The 18,406-nt window shown below is 49.6% G+C and carries 17 protein-coding genes and 2 rRNA genes; 3 read left to right on the forward strand and 16 right to left on the reverse strand.

Annotated features, from left to right (window positions below; genetic code table 11):
* The first annotated feature begins 8 nt into the window (after window positions 1-8).
* From LX59_RS12820 to LX59_RS12830, 3 genes are all read left to right on the forward strand, one after another.
* Window positions 9-1,145: a capsular polysaccharide export protein, LipB/KpsS family gene (locus tag LX59_RS12820; RefSeq protein WP_144572411.1), complete on the forward strand. Its 1,137-nt coding sequence runs from the start codon at window positions 9-11 to the stop codon at window positions 1,143-1,145.
* Window positions 1,146-1,327: 182 nt separating this feature from the next.
* Window positions 1,328-2,053: a glycosyltransferase family 25 protein gene (locus LX59_RS12825; RefSeq protein WP_144572413.1), complete on the forward strand. Its 726-nt coding sequence runs from the start codon at window positions 1,328-1,330 to the stop codon at window positions 2,051-2,053.
* Window positions 2,050-3,243, forward strand: coding sequence for an O-antigen ligase family protein (locus tag LX59_RS12830; protein WP_144572415.1), 1,194 nt, complete (start codon window positions 2,050-2,052; stop codon window positions 3,241-3,243). Before LX59_RS12825 ends, LX59_RS12830 begins: the two co-directional genes overlap by 4 nt.
* 62 nt (window positions 3,244-3,305) lie before the next feature.
* Here LX59_RS12830 and LX59_RS12835 read toward each other — a convergent pair whose 3' ends face one another.
* From LX59_RS12835 to LX59_RS12910, 16 genes are all read right to left on the reverse strand, one after another.
* A complete protein-coding gene (locus LX59_RS12835) occupies window positions 3,306-4,874 on the reverse strand; it encodes a malate:quinone oxidoreductase (protein WP_144572416.1) in 1,569 nt (522 codons plus the stop codon).
* A gap of 388 nt (window positions 4,875-5,262) precedes the next feature.
* A complete protein-coding gene (locus tag LX59_RS12840) occupies window positions 5,263-5,979 on the reverse strand; it encodes an ABC transporter ATP-binding protein (RefSeq protein WP_144572418.1) in 717 nt (238 codons plus the stop codon).
* Window positions 5,976-6,848, reverse strand: a complete 873-nt coding sequence (locus tag LX59_RS12845; RefSeq protein ID WP_144572420.1) for an ABC transporter ATP-binding protein — start codon at window positions 6,846-6,848, stop codon at window positions 5,976-5,978. Before LX59_RS12845 ends, LX59_RS12840 begins: the two co-directional genes overlap by 4 nt.
* Window positions 6,845-8,122, reverse strand: a complete 1,278-nt coding sequence (gene livM, locus LX59_RS12850; protein WP_144572451.1) for a high-affinity branched-chain amino acid ABC transporter permease LivM — start codon at window positions 8,120-8,122, stop codon at window positions 6,845-6,847. The genes LX59_RS12845 and livM overlap by 4 nt, the downstream gene beginning before the upstream one ends.
* Window positions 8,123-8,133: 11 nt before the next feature.
* Complete coding sequence (locus LX59_RS12855) at window positions 8,134-9,048, reverse strand: ABC transporter permease subunit (RefSeq protein WP_144572422.1); 915 nt, start codon at window positions 9,046-9,048, stop codon at window positions 8,134-8,136.
* Between the two features lie 93 nt (window positions 9,049-9,141).
* On the reverse strand, window positions 9,142-10,257 hold the full coding sequence (locus LX59_RS12860) for a branched-chain amino acid ABC transporter substrate-binding protein (protein WP_144572424.1): 1,116 nt from the start codon (window positions 10,255-10,257) through the stop codon (window positions 9,142-9,144).
* 237 nt (window positions 10,258-10,494) lie between these two features.
* The gene (gene ssb, locus LX59_RS12865; protein WP_144572426.1) at window positions 10,495-11,007 is read right to left on the reverse strand and encodes a single-stranded DNA-binding protein; all 513 of its coding nucleotides are present in this window, start codon (window positions 11,005-11,007) and stop codon (window positions 10,495-10,497) included.
* Window positions 11,008-11,112: 105 nt separating this feature from the next.
* Window positions 11,113-11,511, reverse strand: coding sequence for a hypothetical protein (locus LX59_RS12870; protein WP_144572428.1), 399 nt, complete (start codon window positions 11,509-11,511; stop codon window positions 11,113-11,115).
* Window positions 11,512-11,574: 63 nt separating this feature from the next.
* Complete coding sequence (gene rimI / locus LX59_RS12875; protein WP_144572429.1) at window positions 11,575-12,027, reverse strand: ribosomal protein S18-alanine N-acetyltransferase; 453 nt, start codon at window positions 12,025-12,027, stop codon at window positions 11,575-11,577.
* On the reverse strand, window positions 12,024-12,818 hold the full coding sequence (locus LX59_RS12880; protein WP_144572431.1) for an energy transducer TonB: 795 nt from the start codon (window positions 12,816-12,818) through the stop codon (window positions 12,024-12,026). Before LX59_RS12880 ends, rimI begins: the two co-directional genes overlap by 4 nt.
* Complete coding sequence (locus LX59_RS12885; RefSeq protein ID WP_144572433.1) at window positions 12,815-14,359, reverse strand: 2-isopropylmalate synthase; 1,545 nt, start codon at window positions 14,357-14,359, stop codon at window positions 12,815-12,817. Before LX59_RS12885 ends, LX59_RS12880 begins: the two co-directional genes overlap by 4 nt.
* A 19-nt stretch (window positions 14,360-14,378) precedes the next feature.
* Entirely contained in the window at window positions 14,379-16,685 is a 2,307-nt protein-coding gene (locus LX59_RS12890) for a PqiB family protein (RefSeq protein ID WP_144572435.1), read from the reverse strand.
* Window positions 16,678-17,292: a paraquat-inducible protein A gene (locus LX59_RS12895; RefSeq protein ID WP_144572437.1), complete on the reverse strand. Its 615-nt coding sequence runs from the start codon at window positions 17,290-17,292 to the stop codon at window positions 16,678-16,680. Before LX59_RS12895 ends, LX59_RS12890 begins: the two co-directional genes overlap by 8 nt.
* Window positions 17,279-17,935, reverse strand: coding sequence for a paraquat-inducible protein A (locus LX59_RS12900; RefSeq protein WP_144572439.1), 657 nt, complete (start codon window positions 17,933-17,935; stop codon window positions 17,279-17,281). The genes LX59_RS12895 and LX59_RS12900 overlap by 14 nt, the downstream gene beginning before the upstream one ends.
* A gap of 143 nt (window positions 17,936-18,078) precedes the next feature.
* Window positions 18,079-18,194 (reverse strand): 5S ribosomal RNA (gene rrf, locus LX59_RS12905).
* Between the two features lie 111 nt (window positions 18,195-18,305).
* Window positions 18,306-18,406, reverse strand: a 23S ribosomal RNA gene (locus LX59_RS12910); the annotation flags it as partial.

The raw sequence follows: 18,406 nt of genomic DNA on the forward strand, positions 1-18,406 counted from the left end.
GACTCGCTATGGGCTCTTACCTATTCCTTGCCCTAACCTCAGCACAGACTCAGTATTTTCAAAAAATCATTGAGTCCGCCCCCGGGTTACAAGGACAAATAATCACACCGGCGCAACTACCCGCCCCCAACTGGAGTGCGATTAACTCAGTCATGGCGCGTATTGACTGGGAGCCTCTGGTTAAACAGCTATGCCTGAAACGGCGGGCTACAGGACAGTATCAGGGTATCTTTTATCGTCTAAAGGCCCGTTTTAATTTATTCATACTCGCCTTACGTTTGCAGGCACTGTTGCAACAGGTTGCGCCTAAAGCACTAATAGTCTGGAATGGTTCCCAACCCATCTTCCAGTTACTAAAAGCCCTAGCCCCCGAAGACATACCCCGATTTTACTTCGAGCAAGGCGTATTGCCGGGGACTACGACCTTGGATACTCAAGGGGTTCATTACCAAAACTCGGTTCCTCGAGATCCGGCGTTCTATTATCAATACGCTCAGGATCGATCTTTAGAAGAAAGCCCTAACAGCTCTCCTCAAAAACCAAACAAAGCGACTAAACTCCCCGAGCACTATGTGTTTATCCCTTTTCAGGAGGATTTAGACTCCCAAATGCTGGAGTACTCGCCTTGGGTTGCCAATATGCGTGCACTCTTTAGCTTGGGAGAACAGCTCGCCGCAGAGACAGGCTGGGCCGTGGTGTTTAAAGACCCCCCCGCCAATCAAGGACAATACCCAGATTTATACCGTCGCACCCATGCTCAGGTTTTATTCGCCAATGAGTATTCAACCGAGGAGCTGATTCAAGCCAGTTTGTTTATGGTGACGGTTAATGCAGCAACGGCTGTGGAGGGATTACACTTAAACAGGCCCGTAGTTACCCTAGGTCAGGCTTTTTTTAACATTCCAGGCGTAGTGATGCAGGCAAAATCCAAGGAAGACCTGATCCGTTTAGCCAACATCTGGCCCCATTGGACACTCAAAGATGAGTTACGCCGCAGCTTCTTGCATTACCTCCAATACCAATATGCCGTACCTGGCCGCTGGCAAGATGCAGAGCCTAACCACCTGACTGAGGTCATTAACCGCTTAAACCGATCCTCATGGAGCCCAGTGTCCAGCAATACGGGAATTTCTTTACAGTCTTAAAGGAGCTCTTGAGGTCACGGGACAGATTTCTAGCCTATGATTCGACCATGAACTGCTTATAGGGATATAAATGACCCGTTCTTCTGTGTACACCACCCTAATTAAAAAATTATTGCAGACTCCTCAGCATGTTCTGTGCTGATGGATTTGTTATCAGCCGCTGATAGATGATCCTTAATCCCATGAAGCCCATTTTTGAGCACGCTTGTGTTATCAATCTGGATAGCCGCCCTGACCGCTGGGAGCAGATACAGGTAAACCTAAAACAGGCCAACCTTCCTGCTCAACGCTTTGCTGCCATTAACATTCAAGGCCTACAGGACAATCCGCCCCCCCAAGCATTGCGAGACTTTTTACTACAGGCAGACGGTGATGGCCCAAAGGCTGAACATAAACTATGGGCTACCTGGGCCTGTTTAAACAGTCATCTGGCCGTTATCCGGCAGGCACAGAGGGAACACTGGGACTCGGTATTGATTTTAGAGGATGACTGCGTTTTTCAACCCTATACGCCGGGCGTGCTCAAACGCGTCTCTGAACAAATAGCTACTCAGGCTTGGGATTTACTCTATTTAGGAGGCACCCTTAAAAAAGGCGGTCTACACCAAAAAACTTCTAGCAACCTGTATCGCGTGAATCGCGTCCGCTTAGCTCATGCCTATGTGGTACGAGCGACTCTGTATGAGCGCATTTTACAGGAGGCTCCAGAGTCTGGATTACCTATTGATTGGTACTACTCTGAGCGGTTGCTGCCCAGCATCAACGCCTATTTAGTAGACCCGCTGATTACCTACCAACGCTACGCCGACTTAAGCGATATTGAACAGGTTGAACGCAAACCTAAACTCAAATCCCGCAAGTTATTTCGTCATTGGTTAGCCCTCCTTCGCTATGGACGCTCATTTTGAATAATTGGCCTTGGTCTTTTATCCACTCCTCTCATATTCCGGTATTGGAACGCTGGTTGGGGCTAGGGATGCTCTGGCTACTCTTAGGCCTGTTCATCATGCCCACTAATAAAGTTTACCATCAGGGATTGATCTACCTGCTCTGGCTACCCGGAGTGATTAGCCTATTTAAAACTCCAACTTGGTATCAGGCCTTTGATCGCTTGCTGCTGAGTCTATTAGGTTTATCCGTTGCTTGGGCAGCTCTATCTCTGTCTTGGGGGGGACACCCTAGACAGCTAAAAGAAGTGTTTTACGTTTTAATCAGCCTAAATGGATTACTCATGCTGGCCCTGCGTAATCCAAGGCTGTTTTGGCAACTTTTGGCTTACGCGGCCTTTATCGGTGGCCTGATGGGCTGGGTGGCCTTGATATACCACTACCTCATTCAGGGGAATAACTGGAGCATCCGCACCACCGCAACGGGGCAACTGGACCATACCATTTTGGCTTCCCATGTGATGGGGGTGCTGTGCTTAATCTTGGTGTATCTGCGCCGCCGCCTGCCCCAGATGCTGCAAAAAGGCTATTGGATGTTTGCCTGCTCGGGCTATCTGGCTTTTTTACTCATGTCACGCACCAAAGGCACGCTGTTGGCGCTGGTAGCCTGTTTAATTTTGTCCTACCTATGGAAGCCTTCGCGCCGCTCGCTCATCGTGGCAGGCACCACCATTGCCTGTAGCCTGATCGGGATTATGTTTTTTCCTGAGGCTATATTGCGGGGTGGTTTTTCCTCACGCCCAGAACTGCTTCAACTCGCGTGGGAACAACTGCAACAACATTTTTGGTTCGGCCTAGGCTTGGATCAGGAGTACCTGCTGACCATTCCTGAAACCGGATACAGCTTCCGACATGCCCATAACTTTTACGCACACTTAGCGGTGGAGTTGGGTGTTATAGGACTCACACTTTGGCTACTGCTGCTGGCAGGTGTTGCTTGGCGCGGTTGGATGACACGACACACCGCCGCAGGGCGAGCCGTCTGTGCCTTGCTGTGCTTTAGCTGTATTGCCTTACTCACCGATGGTTTAGGCCCTTGGGTCAAACCCCGTGAGGAATGGTTTACCGTATGGCTCCCCATCTTTCTGGGGTTTAGCTTACAGGCGGCAAGAATTAAACCTTTGGAGAAAGATCACTGCCAATGCCGCTAATACTCTCCCCTTAAAAACCAAAGAGCACTCCGGCTGGAGTGCTCTTTTGAGGTGAGACTTACTTAAGCCTCAGGTTTGACGGTGATGCTGTTAATTTTCAGCCACTCGCTGCTGTAACTGCGGATCTTATTAGTCAGCTCCACATTGTCATTCAGCTTCTGGCCATAGGATGGAATGATGGTTTTCAGACGCTCCTGCCATTCTGGGGTTTTCACCTGATCTTTAAAGGCTTTCTCTAACACCGTCAACATGATGGGCGCGGCGGTAGAAGCACCGGGTGATGCACCTAACAGAGCAGCAATGCTACCGTCTTCAGAAGTGACTACCTCAGTACCAAACTGCAATACACCACCTTTGACGGGATCATTTTTGATGATCTGTACCCGCTGACCGGCATGAATCAATGACCAATCGGCATCTTTAGCCTCAGGATAGTACTCACGCAACTGGGCCATACGGTCTTCTGGAGATAACATCAGCTGGCTAATCAGGTACTTACTCAGATCCAGATTATCCCAGCCTGCTTGCATCATAGGTACTAGGTTGCCAGTGTTCAGAGAGGCGGGCATATCCCACAGGGAACCTTGCTTTAAGAATTTGGTTGAGAAGGTAGCAAAGGGGCCAAACAACAAAGCCTGCTTGCCATCCACCAAACGGGTATCCAAGTGGGGAACCGACATAGGGGGTGATCCAACCGAAGCCTTGCCATACACCTTCGCCAAATGCTTGTTCACCACCTCAGGATTGGTGGTCATTAAGAACTCGCCCCCCACCGGAAAGCCTGCATAGCCTTTGGCTTCGGGGATACCAGACTTTTGCAGCAGAGGCAGAGCACCACCACCAGCACCGATGAATACAAAACGTGCATGGATGGTTTTTTCGCCACCCTGAGCCAGGTCAGCCACCCTGACTAACCAGCCGTTATCAGAGGCACGACGGATATCACGGACTTCGTGCTTCAGGTTAATAGTGACATCTTTTTTCTGACTCAAAGAGGCCACCAACTGACGGGTGATTTCACCAAAGTTCACATCAGTACCTATGGGCATATAGGTAGCGGCCACTTTCTGATCGGCGGCGCGACCGTCCATCACCAAGGGAATCCACTGGCGAATCTGATCATGATCTTCCGAATAAGCCATACCCCGAAACAGGGTGCTGTGTTGCAAGGCTTCGTGGCGTTTTTTCAGGTAGGCAACGTTATCCTCTCCCCACACAAAGCTCATGTGTGGTACGGAGTTGATAAAGCTTTGGGGATTTTTAAGCACGTCACGCTGTACTTGGTGCGCCCAGAATTGCTTAGAAATCTCAAAGGATTCGTTAATGACCACCGCTTTGCTGATGTCGATGCTGCCGTCCGGTTTTTCCGGGGTGTAGTTCATCTCACATAAAGCAGAGTGCCCGGTTCCGGCATTGTTCCAACCGTTAGAGCTTTCCAAAGCCACCTGATCGAGGCGCTCGTACAAACCGATACTCCAGTCAGGCTCTAATTCCTTCAGGTAAGTTCCTAGGGTGGCACTCATAATGCCCCCACCAATCAGCAGCACATCAACGCTGCTTTGGGCTGTTTCTTCTTTCCGGGAACATCCCACGGCACTCAGACACAGCATTAATACCAGTAATTTTTTCATACAGTATCCCTGATTAAGAGAAAGGCTCGAAGGCATACAGAGGCTATGAGCTAGCCCTCCAACAACGCAGGCTGCTGATCTCTTTGCCTTCCCTTGCAACCAAGCCCGGCGCTTATAAATTATTCAACGCACCTATCGTAAGGTGGCTGTTATGGGGCTTTGGCCAGATAGCAACCCCATATGAGGGTTACATAAGACAAGAACAGACTATGAACCAGTCTGTGTCTAGGGCAGCTTTACTTAATGGAGCAATATGCAGGCCAAGAATAGTTCTCAACTATGCACAGCGGATTTTCAGGGATATCCGAGTTAATAGCTCAGGCTTCTGGCGAGTTATCGCCATAGCCATCCAAGGGCACAACAGAAGTGGCGGAAAGCCGCCACTCCATTAATGTCCACCTAGATAGGCCATGCGTACTTGAGGATTGGTCAGCAGTTCCTCTCCAGTCCCCATCAAACTGATGCGGCCATTGACCATCACATAACCACGATGGGACAGGCGCAGCGCGTGGCTGGCGTTCTGCTCCACCAAAAACAGAGTCATGCCATCAGCCGCTAACTCGCGCAGTGTGTGGAAAATTTGCTTGACCACCAAAGGAGCCAACCCCAAAGAGGGCTCGTCCAATAACAAAAGGCAGGGACGACTCATCAAGGCACGGGCGATGGCCAGCATTTGCTGTTCTCCCCCCGACAGTGTCATGGCCCTTTGGTTACGGCGCTCCCGTAAACGCGGGAATAACTCAAACATACGTTGGCGATCTTCATCCACGTAGGTATCGCCAATCACCAAGCTGCCCATCAGCAGGTTTTCTTCCACACTCATGTCGGGAAAAATTCGCCGCCCTTCCGGCACCTGAGCAATACCCAAGGTCGCCACCTGATGCGCTTGCAAGCCGGTAATATCCCGCCCCTGATACAGAATTTGCCCCGAAGTGACTTGAGGCTGACTGAAAATAGACATCAGTAGGCTGGATTTCCCCGCACCATTGGCTCCGATCAGACTAACGGTTTCTCCTACTTGCACCTGCAAACTCACCTGATGCAGTGCCTGAATAGCACCGTAAAATAAATCGACCTGACGAAACTCCAACATGGGTACGCTCATAGGAAGTCCTCCTCAGTACCCAAATAAGCCGTGATGACATCCGGATGATTGCGGATTACCTCAGGAGTACCCTCCGCAATCACCTGCCCCTGATCCAGTACGATGATGTGGTCTGAAGTATTCATCACCAATCCCATATCATGCTCGATCAATAGAATACTGAGGGCATGCTGGCGGCGCAGCGTCTGAATCATCTGGCTTAGCGCCTCTGTTTCTGCGGGATTGAGGCCGGCGGCGGGCTCATCCAAACAGAGTAATTCAGGTTGAGTACACATGGCGCGGGCAATCTCCAAGCGCCGCTGTTGACCGTAGGACAGCTCACCCGCCAACCGATTAGCGCTGGCCAATAAGTCCACCTGCTCCAGCCAGTAAAAGGCCCGCTCCAGAGCCTCACGCTCAGAATGTCGGAAGGCGGGAGTATTAAACACTCCGGCCAATAAATTGCGGTTTAGCTGCCGATGCTGGGCGACCAGTAAGTTCTCCACCACCGACATTTCGCGAAACAGGCGGATATTCTGGAAAGTACGCGCTAATCCTGCTTGATTAACCCGATGTACACCGCCAAACAGCTTATAAAACAGACGACTACCGAACTGGCGGGGCCGAATAAAATCTCCCCACTGGAAAGGCTCGCCCAGAATCTGGACGACATCCGTAGTTTGCTGGCGAGTCTGTAATTTGATCTGGCCCTGTGTGGCCCGGTAGAAGCCGGTCAAACAGTTAAATACCGTGGTTTTACCCGCACCATTCGGGCCGATCAAGGCGGTAATGCTGTGACGACTAACCTCAAAGCTCACCTGATGCAGAGCGCGAATGCCACCAAACTGCATCCCTAAACCTTTGACCTGCAAAATGCTGTCCTGAGTCATGCGGCCCCCTGGGCTACGGGTGGCACTACTCCACGACGGCTGACTCGAATTAAACCGCGTGGCCGCCAGATCATCATTAACACCATCAAAACACCGAACAACAGCACTCGATAATCGGCAAAGCTGCGTAATAGCTCAGGGGCCACCGTCAGTACAAAGGCCGCAATCACTACCCCCAGCGTAGAGCCCATACCGCCCAATACCACAATGGCCAAAATCAGGGCCGACTCAAAAAAGGTAAAGGAGGTTGGATTCACAAAGCCTTGATAGGTGGCAAAAAACACTCCGGCTAAGCCGGCGGTCGATGCCCCCAACATAAAGGCGGATAGCTTAACCAAGACGTGGTTTAAGCCCATAGATCGGCAAGCAATTTCATCTTCCCGCAAAGCTTCCCACGCACGACCAATGGGCATACGCACCAAGCGCTGCTTGACGTACAGCACCAGCAATACCACTAGCAACAGCACCAGATAGATGAAGATAAATTTGTAGTTCGGGTCGTAGGTTAGGCCGAAGAACTCATGAAAGGGCGTTCCGCCGTCCTTAGCACGGCGGCCAAACTCCAGACCCAGCAAAGTGGGAGATGGCGCTGACAGACCATTAGGCCCGCCGGTAAAACTCAACCAGTTATTGAGTACCAGCCGGATAATTTCCCCAAAGCCCAAAGTGACAATGGCCAGATAATCGCCATGCATGCGCAACACGGGAAAACCTAAGATGGCCCCCGCCACAGCAGCCAATACAGCGGCCAGCGGCAACATCGTCCAAAAGCCTAGCCCTAAATGCTCATAACCTAGAGCCAATCCGTAAGCGCCTATGGCATAAAAAGCCACATAGCCTAAATCCAACAGTCCGGCTAAACCGACCACAATGTTCAGACCCAAGCCCAATAACACATAAATCAGGCCGAGGATAACTACGGTCAGCAGGTATTTATTGGCGTAAAAAGGCAGAATCAAAGCCGCTAGGATGATCAGGGGTAACACCCAACGCCACAGGGACTTTTGATGCGCAGGAACCACCTGTACGCCTTGATCCCGACCCAGCTCAAAGCGCTGCAACCAAACTTTACCCCGTGCAGTCTGTAGCGCCAGACTCAACAGCAGCCGACCCAAGATCACAATCCCCACCAGCAGAGCGACTCGGCTTGGATGCAACTCAAAGTCATAGCCTTTCAAAACTACGCCGACAACGGGGCCAAACAGAATCAACGCCATCAATCCCGCAAAACCCGCATCCCGTACCGGCCCAGACCAATAAGGCCAATAACGCATCAACAATGCCTTCATACCTTAACCACCTGAGGCCGGCCTAATAACCCCTGCGGACGGAAAATCAGGATGAGCACCAGCAAGGAAAAACTGAACACATCCTTATAGTCGGTGTTCACCATGCTGGAGAACTGAGCCTCAGATAGGCCTAGAATCAAACCACCCAACATAGCACCCGGCAAGGAGCCGATGCCGCCCAACACGGCGGCGGTAAAGGCTTTCACGCCGATGATAAAACCGGCATAAAAATCAAAGGTGCCGTAATTTAGGGTAATCAGCACCCCGGCCAAAGCGGCCATGGTGGCTCCGATGACAAACACCAGTGAGATCACCCGATCGGTATTAATCCCCAGAATTTGGGCCATTTTGCGGTCTTGCTGAGTGGCTCGGCACATACGCCCCAAGCGGGTGTACTGAATAATGTAGGTAAGCACTGCCATACCCACAAAAGCGGCTAGCAAAATAAAGATTTTGGTGTAGCTGATCTGTAAAAAATCATCGCCGATGGAAAAGCGGAAAGCTCCTTCCAGTAGTGTAGGAACGCCTTGCTGGCGTGCGCCCTGACTGAGCTGCACATAGTTCTGCAAAATCAGCGAGATACCGATGGCGCTGATTAAAGGCGCAAGGCGTGTTGAATGACGCAAAGGACGATAGGCGATACGTTCAATCACCCAGCCATAAACTCCAGTCACCGTTAAGGTAAACACCAGAGTAAACAGCATCAGCAACGGGAAGGAGTCCAACCCAAAAAAACCCAGAACTGCCAAGCTGATGGCACATAAATAGGCACTGATCATATACACCTCACCGTGGGCGAAGTTGATCATGCCAATGACACCGTACACCATGGTATAGCCAATGGCGATCAGACCGTAAACGGCCCCAAGGGTTAAGCCGTTGACCAGTTGTTGCAAAAAGATGCCATCCATCAGTTGGCCCCATCATTAAACCCTTTGGCTCCGAGGGTCACCAAAGGGTTGGGTACTTGGGATCAAGTGCGTTTAAGCACTCCGTGTGTCAGCTTAGGGTTGTTGATGATATTTTCCCTGATCATCCCACTGATACATCACGTAATCCGTTACCTTTAGGTCACCCTTGGTATCAAACTCTTTTTTGCCCATCACCGTCTGGACAGGATTGGCTTTCAGCCAAGTGCTGGCCTCTACCCCATCCGTAGACTCCACCGCTTTAAAAGCAGCAGCCATCACTTGCAAGGCTGCGTAGCTGTATAGGGTGTAACCCTCTGGCTCGTAACCCGTGGCCCGCAGGCGTTCGACAACAGCTTTACCCTCAGGAATCACCCGCGGATCAGCTCCAAAAGTCATCAAAACCCCTTTGGCAAACTGTGGGCCACCAGCTGTGGTAACAAAAGCATCCGTAACAATGCCATCCCCCGATATAAAGTTGGCGTTCAAGCCTTGCTCACGCATTTGGCGCACTAAAGGCCCAGCCTCAGGATGCAGACCTCCAAAGTACACCACCTCGGTTTTCAGGTTACGCAGTTTGGTGACTAGGGCATTAAAGTCTTTTTCACCCCGAGTTAAGCCCTCATACAGCACTTCGGTGACACCGCGCTGGTTCAAACGTGCTTTAGCCGCGTCGGCCAAACCCTGACCGTAAGTGTCTTTATCGTGAATAATGGCTACTTTAGTGGCTTTTAAACGATCAATGATGTAATCCGCTGCCACCTGCCCCTGCTGATCATCGCGCCCACACAGGCGGAACATGATCTCTAGTTTGCGCTCAGTCACCAGCGGATTAGTGGAGCCAGGGGTAATGGTCAAAACCCCTGCATCCTCATAAACCTCGGAAGCGGGAATGGTGGAAGAAGAGCAATAGTGCCCAATCACACCGACGACTTCTTCTTGATCCACCAAACGATTGGCTACCGTAACCGCCTGCTTGGGTTCACAGGCATCATCCCCCTTCACCAGTTTGATCTTTTCGCCATTAATGCCTCCAGCAGCATTAATGTCTTCTGCTGCTAAAGAAGCACCCCGCCAGTATTGCTCACCAATGGCCGCGCTGGGGCCGGTATGTGGGCCAGCAACGCCAATCACAATGTCTGCATAGGCGGTTGTAGAAACACCCAATGCGGCTGAAATGGCTAGAGCCAAAATGCCTTTTTTCATCGCCATGAACCAAAACTCCTAGGAAGGATCGAGGGATACACCGTGCCAAAGGCTACTGGGTGCAACCTGTAGTCCGGGCCTGATTGTGCTTTTAGCAGGGGAACCGGAAACAGGGGATAGATGCTATTGCATCTGAACATACTTTAGATTAAGCGGGCGCAGTTTAATGAACAACGAGGCGATAAGACAGCTTGAACATGTGTTGTAAAAAAGCCGCCTTTAGGCGGCTTTTGCGCGTCACTGCTAGAACGGAATATCGTCGTCAAAGCTGTCGTAGTCGGGCATTGCGGAGGGCTGAGCAGGCTGAGTAGGACGGGGCGCGGACGGAGCCTGAGGCTCACGCACCGAAGCCGCCGCACGGGGAGCCGCTTGACGAGGTGCTGACTCTTCAGGATGAGCGCCTGTAGCTCGACCACCCAATAACTGCATAGTACCGCCCATATCCACCACAATTTCGGTGGTATAGCGATCTTGGCCACTTTGATCTTGCCACTTACGGGTTTGTAAGCGCCCTTCGACATAAACCTGTGAGCCTTTTTTCAGATACTCGCCAGCGATTTCAGCCAGCTTGCCGAAAAACACCACGCGATGCCACTCTGTACGCTCTTGTACTTGTCCCGTTTGTTTGTCCTTCCAACTGTCTGAGGTAGCCAGTGTGATATTGGTCACTGCATTACCATTGGGTAAATAGCGGGTTTCTGGATCACCGCCCACATTACCCAGCAGAATGACCTTATTAACGCCTCGACTGGCCATGAACGCATCCTCACATCAAAATTTCAGTTGAACGGGGCGGCATATTACCTTATCCCCACACTCAGGGGCCGACTAAAAAACAGCATCGAATCGCAGTTTTGGGGCTTACTCGTTATAGCCCACGTCACGCCGAGCCGCAGCAATAGTGACGGTAAATCCGGCTAATACATCCACAAAGGACATCAACATCATCAGGAAAAACGTCGAAGTGGCGGCTAAGCTATAAGCAATAAACTCCACTAAGAAGGCCACAAACAGCAACATAGACAGCATATGGTCTAGGATGGAGGCATTGCTGGAGCGGGTGGCTTTAATCATTTCCACACACAGAGCAATGATGCCCAGCGCCAACAATAAATCTGAGACCGTAAATGACCAAGACACACCAGAGAGTAGAGTGGTCTGCAATAACACTTGGTTGAGCTGTTCAGGGCCACCCACTGCAATCAAGTTATAAGCGATAAACACAAATAACAGTAACGGAATACTTTTGATCCATTGCATAGAAAATACCTCAGTCAGTGTAAAAATTAGACTACATCATCTGTGGTGGCGTGCTTGTCGCCCTCAATCTAAAAGAGTGCAGGCCATAATCAGCGCATCCTCACGCCCATCTACGGCGGGGTAATAACCACGCCGCCGACCGACCTCATTAAAGCCGTAGCGCTCGTACAGACGATAGGCTGAATGGTTGCTGGCGCGCACCTCTAAAAAACACTCTGTCGCTTGGCCCAAACGCGCTTGCTCCATTAAATGCTCCAACAAGCGCAGACCTAAACCCCGTCCTTGGCTTTCCGGTTTTACGGTGATATTTAACAGATGAGCTTCTTCTAAGATCAGTTGAATAATGCCGTGTCCCACCTGTTGCTGGCCTTCAAACATCAACCAACATTGATAGCTGTTTAAGGCATCGGCAAATAAGCCCCGCGTCCAAGGGTGGCTAAAAGCGGCGTATTCAATCTTTAATACGGCATCCAAATCGGTTTCCACCATAGGGCGGAAATGGATGGCATCACTCATGATTCAAGCATCCAATACGAGGTATGGTGGTAAATTTGGTTCCATACCAAGGGTTTTAAGTCGGGCCGCTCCATCAACAACTCAAGGCTAGGTAATAACAGCACAAAACCCCAAGGCTCTAAATGCTGCAATTCGGGTTGTTCCGGAGGGCTTTCAATTGAGGTTGCAAAGCGTATGGCGTTGGAGCCGAGTAACCAAAGGCCGCGATAGGGGATTTGTTCGTACTGAAGGCGCAAGACCTCCTGCACATACAAACGAGCAGCCTCAAAATCCTGAGGTATAAAGCCCGTCCGTAGCACAGGCCATAGGATGGGCTCCCCCTGTACTAAGAGCTGGGGCTTGGTTGGTAAACGCGCTGCCCGCAGTAAATCTTTCAACAAACGATAGGCCGGATCACGCTCCTGAAAGGCCTCAGGTACCGCTAAGTCAGCCACAATCAGGCAGTCTCCTGCCCGTAATAGCTGGATTGCAAAGCGCGGTATCTCCAAAGGCTCAGGATCAGGAGACACCCGTTCTGGGTTTTGTGATTGCTCAGAGTCCCCTGAAGCACCGGCTACTACGAGCGGAATGTCATCTAATGCTTCTATTTCTGGCGGATCGGTTTTAGGCAAACATGCCGAGGAAGGCAGCGGCTCAAACACCGGAGTCAATCTAGGTTGCAGCCTTGGCTCCTGAATGGGACGCTCAGCATCAATGCGATCTGGAGCCGCAGCAGGTAAGGGCGCACGCGGCACCCAAACCTCAATCTGCATCGCTTTAAGATAAGCCCGCCGCTGAACTTCTGCTATCACACGCCTGCCGCCTGTGGATTGGCTTTTGCTTGAAATTGCATCAGGTTTAATGCATCGACATAGGCTTTGGCGGAGGCCAGCAGAATATCTGTATCTGCACCGCTACCGTTTACAATACGTCCCGCTTTCTCCAAACGTACTGTGACCTCACCCTGTGCATCTGAGCCTTCCGTAATGGCATTGACCGAGTACAGACGCAGACTGGCCCCCGAATCGACCAAAGCCTCAATAGCCTTAAATACCGCGTCCACAGGCCCAGATCCTTGAGCGGTGAAGGTTTGATCCTGCTCCCCTGTGCGTAACTGCACCTGAGCCGTGGGCAAACTTCCGGTTTTAGTCGTAGCCTCGACCGCCACCAAACGAAAATATTCTGGAGCCTGTCCCGCTTGGGTATCAGAAACTAAAGCCTGTAAGTCTTCATCGAAGATTTCATGCTTTTTATCCGCCAAAGCTTTGAAACGCACAAAGGCGGCGTTTAACTCAACATCACTGGCTAATTGAATCCCCAGCTCCTCAAGGCGCGTGCGGAAGGCATTGCGCCCCGAATGTTTACCTAAAACCATCTTATTGGTATGCCAACCTACGTCTTGGGCGCGCATAATTTCGTAAGTTTCGCGGTGCTTTAACACGCCATCTTGATGAATACCGGACTCATGGGCAAAGGCATTAGCCCCCACAATGGCCTTATTTGGCTGTACCGGAAATCCTGTAATGGTGGAGACTAAACGTGAGGCCGCTAGAATATGCGGGGTATCAATACGGGTTTCTAAATGCAGTAGGTCTTGGCGGGTTTTGAGAGCCATGACCACCTCTTCCAAGGCTGCATTTCCTGCTCGCTCGCCTAACCCATTGATCGTACATTCAATTTGGCGGGCTCCCACAGCAACAGCGGCTAGAGAATTGGCCACAGCTAAGCCCAAGTCGTTATGGCAATGCACAGAAAATACCGCTTGATCTGCATTGGGAATGCGCTCTAACAGCAAACGCATGGTTTCAGCGTACTGATGAGGAATGGCGTAACCTACAGTATCTGGGATATTGATGGTGCGGGCACCGGCATTGATGGCTGCCTCAATAATGCGGCACAAAAAATCCAACTCAGAGCGGCCCGCATCCTCACAGGAGAATTCTACATCCGCGCACTGATTACGGGCGCGTTTTACGGCGCGCACGGCCTGCTCAACCACTTGATCGGGCTGCATACGCAGTTTGTACTGCATGTGAATTGGGCTGGTGGCAATAAAGGTATGAATACGCCCCGCCTGAGCACCGGCTAGAGCCTCAGCAGCACGGTCAATATCTGCATCCAGAGCCCGTGCTAAGCTGCAAATGGCACTGTCCTGAATGCTATCAGCAATCAATTTAACCGCCTCAAAATCACCGGGGCTGGCAATGGCAAAGCCTGCTTCGATGACATCCACGCGCAAACGCTCTAGGGCTTTAGCAATCCTCAGCTTTTCTTCCTTAGTCATAGAAGCACCGGGGCTTTGCTCACCGTCACGCAAAGTTGTATCAAAAATAATCACGCGCTCGTCAGTCATGGCCTTTTCCGCCTTTCCGTTATGGACTGATACTTATTTTAGGAGACCAGCCTAACCACTCATCCTTAGGAGTCTTATAAAGCAAGAAAGTTTGGCCCGGAAGCGCTTGACGACCCATAGCCTCTGCCTCTGGCGTGGCAAAGGCAATTCCGCCTTCCACCAAGGTTTGCAAAGACTCGGTACGGATCTTGGCACCTTCCCATAGGCTAAAATCCGCTGCTATGCCACTACTTTCCCAAAAACGGCTACCTGTACGCACTAATGAAGAAAAACGAGGCTCAATCAAAATACGGATTAAAACCCGATCGGCATTGGGGCCAAGCTCGTAGCCCGTCACCTTGCCTACCTTGACCTCACGGAAGGTCACAGGATTCCCCGCTCGAATAGAGCCCAAACGATTGGCACTCAGGGTAAGTGCAAGCCCTGTGCTTTCTACAATTTCGGTCTGCTCTATGGCGTTAAACTGGAGCTGTCTCGGAGCATCTGGTCGCCCCGGGTAAACCTCAAGATAAGGGCCAGTAAACAAAGTATCCAAATGGGCCGTGCGTAGCAGTCCTAATTCAGGGCGCACCACCCTAAAACGAGTCCCCTGCCGCGCAATATGCTCCTCTGCTTTAGTAATGCGCACCTTGAGCTCAACCCCGCGTAAATCCGCAGTCAACTGCGCTTCATCAACCTGTCCAACATCTAAACCTCGGTAACGGATCGGAGTACCCGGCCCTAAACCCTCTCCACGGTCTAAATGGATGCTGAGCTGAGTGCCCTCCTTAACTGCTGCCGCACGATCCTTATACAAGGTAAAACGCTGGATTTTTTGATTCACAGGAGCGCGTAAATCGGGTGTTTCAAAGGCAATACCTCCGGTCAGTACGGTTTGCAAAGACTCCGTCTTTACATCCACACCCGACAACCCCCCAGATACCGAAATACCACTAGCATTCCAAAAGCGGCTGGAGCTATTCACCAAATCGGCATAAGAAGGTTCGATATGGACACCGATCACTACCGCTTGGCGATCGCGTGAAAACTGATAACTCTGTACTGAACCCACCTTAACCTGACGATGCAAGACAGGGCTACCCATATCTACAGAGCCTAAAGTATCAGCAATCAACACCAAATGCAGACCGGGAGAACTGATGTCTAAAGGCGGAGCCTTTGGTCTGGCTTGAAAGACACGCTGTGCAGGAGCCTCGGTTTTACCCAAGCGCATGGAGATGTAATTACCCTTCACCAAGGCCTCTAGGCCTGTAATCCCTGCTAAAGAAATAGAGGGTTTTACCAACCAAAAGTCCGTCCCTTCTACTAAATAAGGCTCAATTAATGGATCAACCGATAATACAGCCTCAGCATCTTTAAGATTAGGGTTAATATTTAAACCTTTTAAAATACCGATCTGCATTCCCTTATAGATAAGAGGAGTACGGCCTGCTTGTAAGCCTTCATAATCATCAAATACTACTTTAACTTGAACACCTACTTGAGCCGCGTCGTAATCCTCATACAGTCTGAAGTGAGTAGAATTAGTTACCGTATTAAGTGGACTCGGAGGCTCTCCTTGCGAAGGCGTTGAAAAAGCTATTCCCCCAGCCATAATACTGGATAAACTTTCTGAGCGAATTTTTACTCCACTCAAACTTGCATCGACAGATACACCGCTGGCATTCCAAAAACGAGAATCTTTTCTTACTAAATTCATATATTCAGGGCGAATATAAATTTGGATCTCAACTACATTTTTAGCCGCATCTAAGTGAAAGTTTTTTACCGATCCTACTTGAATCTGTCGATAAAATATCGGACTACCTTTATTAATAGAACCCAAGGTATCCGCCTCTAAACTTAGATGCAATCCCGGTTGAGTATCTGGTAAAGGAGGTTCTTCATCCAAAGCTTGGAAATTACGGCTTGGCTCTCCATCGCCCAAATCAATGGCAATATAATTTCCAGATACTAAAGTATCTAATCCCGTAATACCTGCCAGAGTAATACTCGGTTTAACCAACCAAAATCGCGTTTTTTGACGAAGGTGATCTTCAAATTCTTTATTAATTTCTAACGTGGCGGCAACGATTTGTTGATCATCTGAATCGAACTTTAAACGCAGAGCACGTACTACCCCAATAGAGATTCCTTTATAAATAACGGCGGTTTTTCCTGCTTCAATACCTTCGCCACTATTAAAGATAACCTCAACCTCAACACCTTTTTGATTATAGGCTTGCCACCCTAACCACAGACACAAGAGCAGTGCCATCACCGGCAAGATCCACACTACAGAACCTGTGGATACGGGTTTAACTGTTGGCTCTGATAAATCAGTCATGCCGAGATTCCGTGCTATCCCAAATAAAACGGGGGTCAAAAGAATTAGCCGCAAGCATGGTCAACACCACAACACCTGCAAAAGCTACAGCACCAAAGTCTGCCTCAACGCTGGCCAGATTTCCAAAATTCACAACGGTTACTAAAACCGCGATCACGAAAATATCTAACATCGACCAGCGACCAATCCACTCAATAAATCTAAAAATAATGACTCGTTGTCGAGCAGAGAAATTTACTTTATTTTTTATTGAAAATAAAAGCCCAGCAATACCAATAAGCTTAAATGTAGGTACCACTATACTTGCTAAGAACACCACAACCGCTATTCCATAAAGGCCATTATTAGCCAACGAAATAACACCTGACATAATGGTATCTGGTGTTCCTTGCCCTAAGTTTCTGACTGTCATAATAGGCAAGAGATTTGCCGGAAAATAAAGAAAAATTGCGGCCACTAAAAATGCTAAAGTTTTAGTTAAAGCACCTAAGCGACGTACTGAAACCCTAGCCCCACAGCGTTTACAGTGCTGGTAGTGGCAAGAACGAATACGATCCAATTGATGACACTCTGGGCAGACCAGTAAATTAGCATCAATTGCTCGCATCACGTGGCTCCGATAACGCCTGCCAAACTTGCTGTGGAGACATAATAACCTCCAACCAAACTTGAACTAGCAACAATCCAATAAAACAAAAAAGACCCGTTCCTATACCTAACTCTGCCATATCACCTAATTTTATTATTGAAACAAGAACACCCAACAAATAAACTTCGAGCATTCCCCATTCTTTTAAATGATGATAAGCACGATAGCAATAAAGCCCTATTTTCTTGAAATAACCTGAAGAAATACTCAATAAAACTGTCAGTTGACATACTAATTTAAGTAAGGGAACAACCATACTGCATAGAAATACAATAATAGCTAAGCCAGGCATACCACTATGATAAAGACTCCAAACCCCTGTCCACACAGTTTCGGTGGTGACTCGCCCCATAAGGTTTAGATACATAATTGGCAGAAAGTTAGCGGGGATATATAACAACAATGCGGTGATGACTAAAGCTAAACTACGACTTACAACTTTTTCCCGAAAGACATACAGTTCACAACCACAACAAGGACAGAGAATTACTTGATTTAACCGAATCTCTGGTTTTTGCATCAACAAGTCACAGTCTGGGCAAGCGATCAACTGTTCGAGAGGTAGGTCGGTTAATTTAGGAGGTTCAACTAGCTTTAGCATATTAGCCTTAAGCCATCAGTGACTAAATATATGGCCTCCATTCTAACCCTAAAACTTAAGCAATCGTCATCTAAATAGCTTTTCGCCCTCATTTCAGGCGCACAGCAAAAAGCCCCTCATTGAGGGGCTTTTCGGTATTAAGCGCTTGACGATGACCTACTCTCACATGGGGAAACCCCACACTACCATCGGCGATGCTTTGTTTCACTACTGAGTTCGGGATGGGATCAGGTGGTTCCAAAGCTCTATGGTCGTCAAGCAATTCGGTGCGGCTAGGGTAAGCTAGCCCAATTCAGATTCGTGATGGAAGCTTTAAGGTGGTACGTTCACACATTTTCGGCCAATCGTATTTAGATTGCTTGGGTGTTATATGGTCAAGCCTCACGGGCCATTAGTACAGGTTAGCTCAACGCCTCACAACGCTTACACACCCTGCCTATCAACGTCGTAGTCTTCGACGACCCTTTAGGG

Origin of the sequence: Azomonas agilis, assembly GCF_007830255.1 — a bacterium.
GTDB classification, from domain to species: Bacteria; Pseudomonadota; Gammaproteobacteria; order Pseudomonadales; family Pseudomonadaceae; genus Azomonas; species Azomonas agilis.

Excerpts from the sequence above, each read along its gene's own strand:
- LX59_RS12820 (WP_144572411.1), top strand. The coding sequence starts at position 9 with ATGGGCTCTTACCTATTCCTTGCCCTAACCTCAGCACAGACTCAGTAT.
- LX59_RS12825 (WP_144572413.1), top strand. The coding sequence starts at position 1,328 with ATGAAGCCCATTTTTGAGCACGCTTGTGTTATCAATCTGGATAGCCGC.
- LX59_RS12835 (WP_144572416.1), bottom strand. The coding sequence starts at position 4,874 with ATGAAAAAATTACTGGTATTAATGCTGTGTCTGAGTGCCGTGGGATGT.
- LX59_RS12840 (WP_144572418.1), bottom strand. The coding sequence starts at position 5,979 with ATGAGCGTACCCATGTTGGAGTTTCGTCAGGTCGATTTATTTTACGGT.
- LX59_RS12845 (WP_144572420.1), bottom strand. The coding sequence starts at position 6,848 with ATGACTCAGGACAGCATTTTGCAGGTCAAAGGTTTAGGGATGCAGTTT.
- livM (WP_144572451.1), bottom strand. The coding sequence starts at position 8,122 with ATGCGTTATTGGCCTTATTGGTCTGGGCCGGTACGGGATGCGGGTTTT.
- LX59_RS12855 (WP_144572422.1), bottom strand. The coding sequence starts at position 9,048 with ATGGATGGCATCTTTTTGCAACAACTGGTCAACGGCTTAACCCTTGGG.
- LX59_RS12860 (WP_144572424.1), bottom strand. The coding sequence starts at position 10,257 with ATGGCGATGAAAAAAGGCATTTTGGCTCTAGCCATTTCAGCCGCATTG.
- ssb (WP_144572426.1), bottom strand. The coding sequence starts at position 11,007 with ATGGCCAGTCGAGGCGTTAATAAGGTCATTCTGCTGGGTAATGTGGGC.
- LX59_RS12870 (WP_144572428.1), bottom strand. The coding sequence starts at position 11,511 with ATGCAATGGATCAAAAGTATTCCGTTACTGTTATTTGTGTTTATCGCT.
- rimI (WP_144572429.1), bottom strand. The coding sequence starts at position 12,027 with ATGAGTGATGCCATCCATTTCCGCCCTATGGTGGAAACCGATTTGGAT.
- LX59_RS12885 (WP_144572433.1), bottom strand. The coding sequence starts at position 14,359 with ATGACTGACGAGCGCGTGATTATTTTTGATACAACTTTGCGTGACGGT.
- LX59_RS12890 (WP_144572435.1), bottom strand. The coding sequence starts at position 16,685 with ATGACTGATTTATCAGAGCCAACAGTTAAACCCGTATCCACAGGTTCT.
- LX59_RS12895 (WP_144572437.1), bottom strand. The coding sequence starts at position 17,292 with ATGCGAGCAATTGATGCTAATTTACTGGTCTGCCCAGAGTGTCATCAA.
- LX59_RS12900 (WP_144572439.1), bottom strand. The coding sequence starts at position 17,935 with ATGCTAAAGCTAGTTGAACCTCCTAAATTAACCGACCTACCTCTCGAA.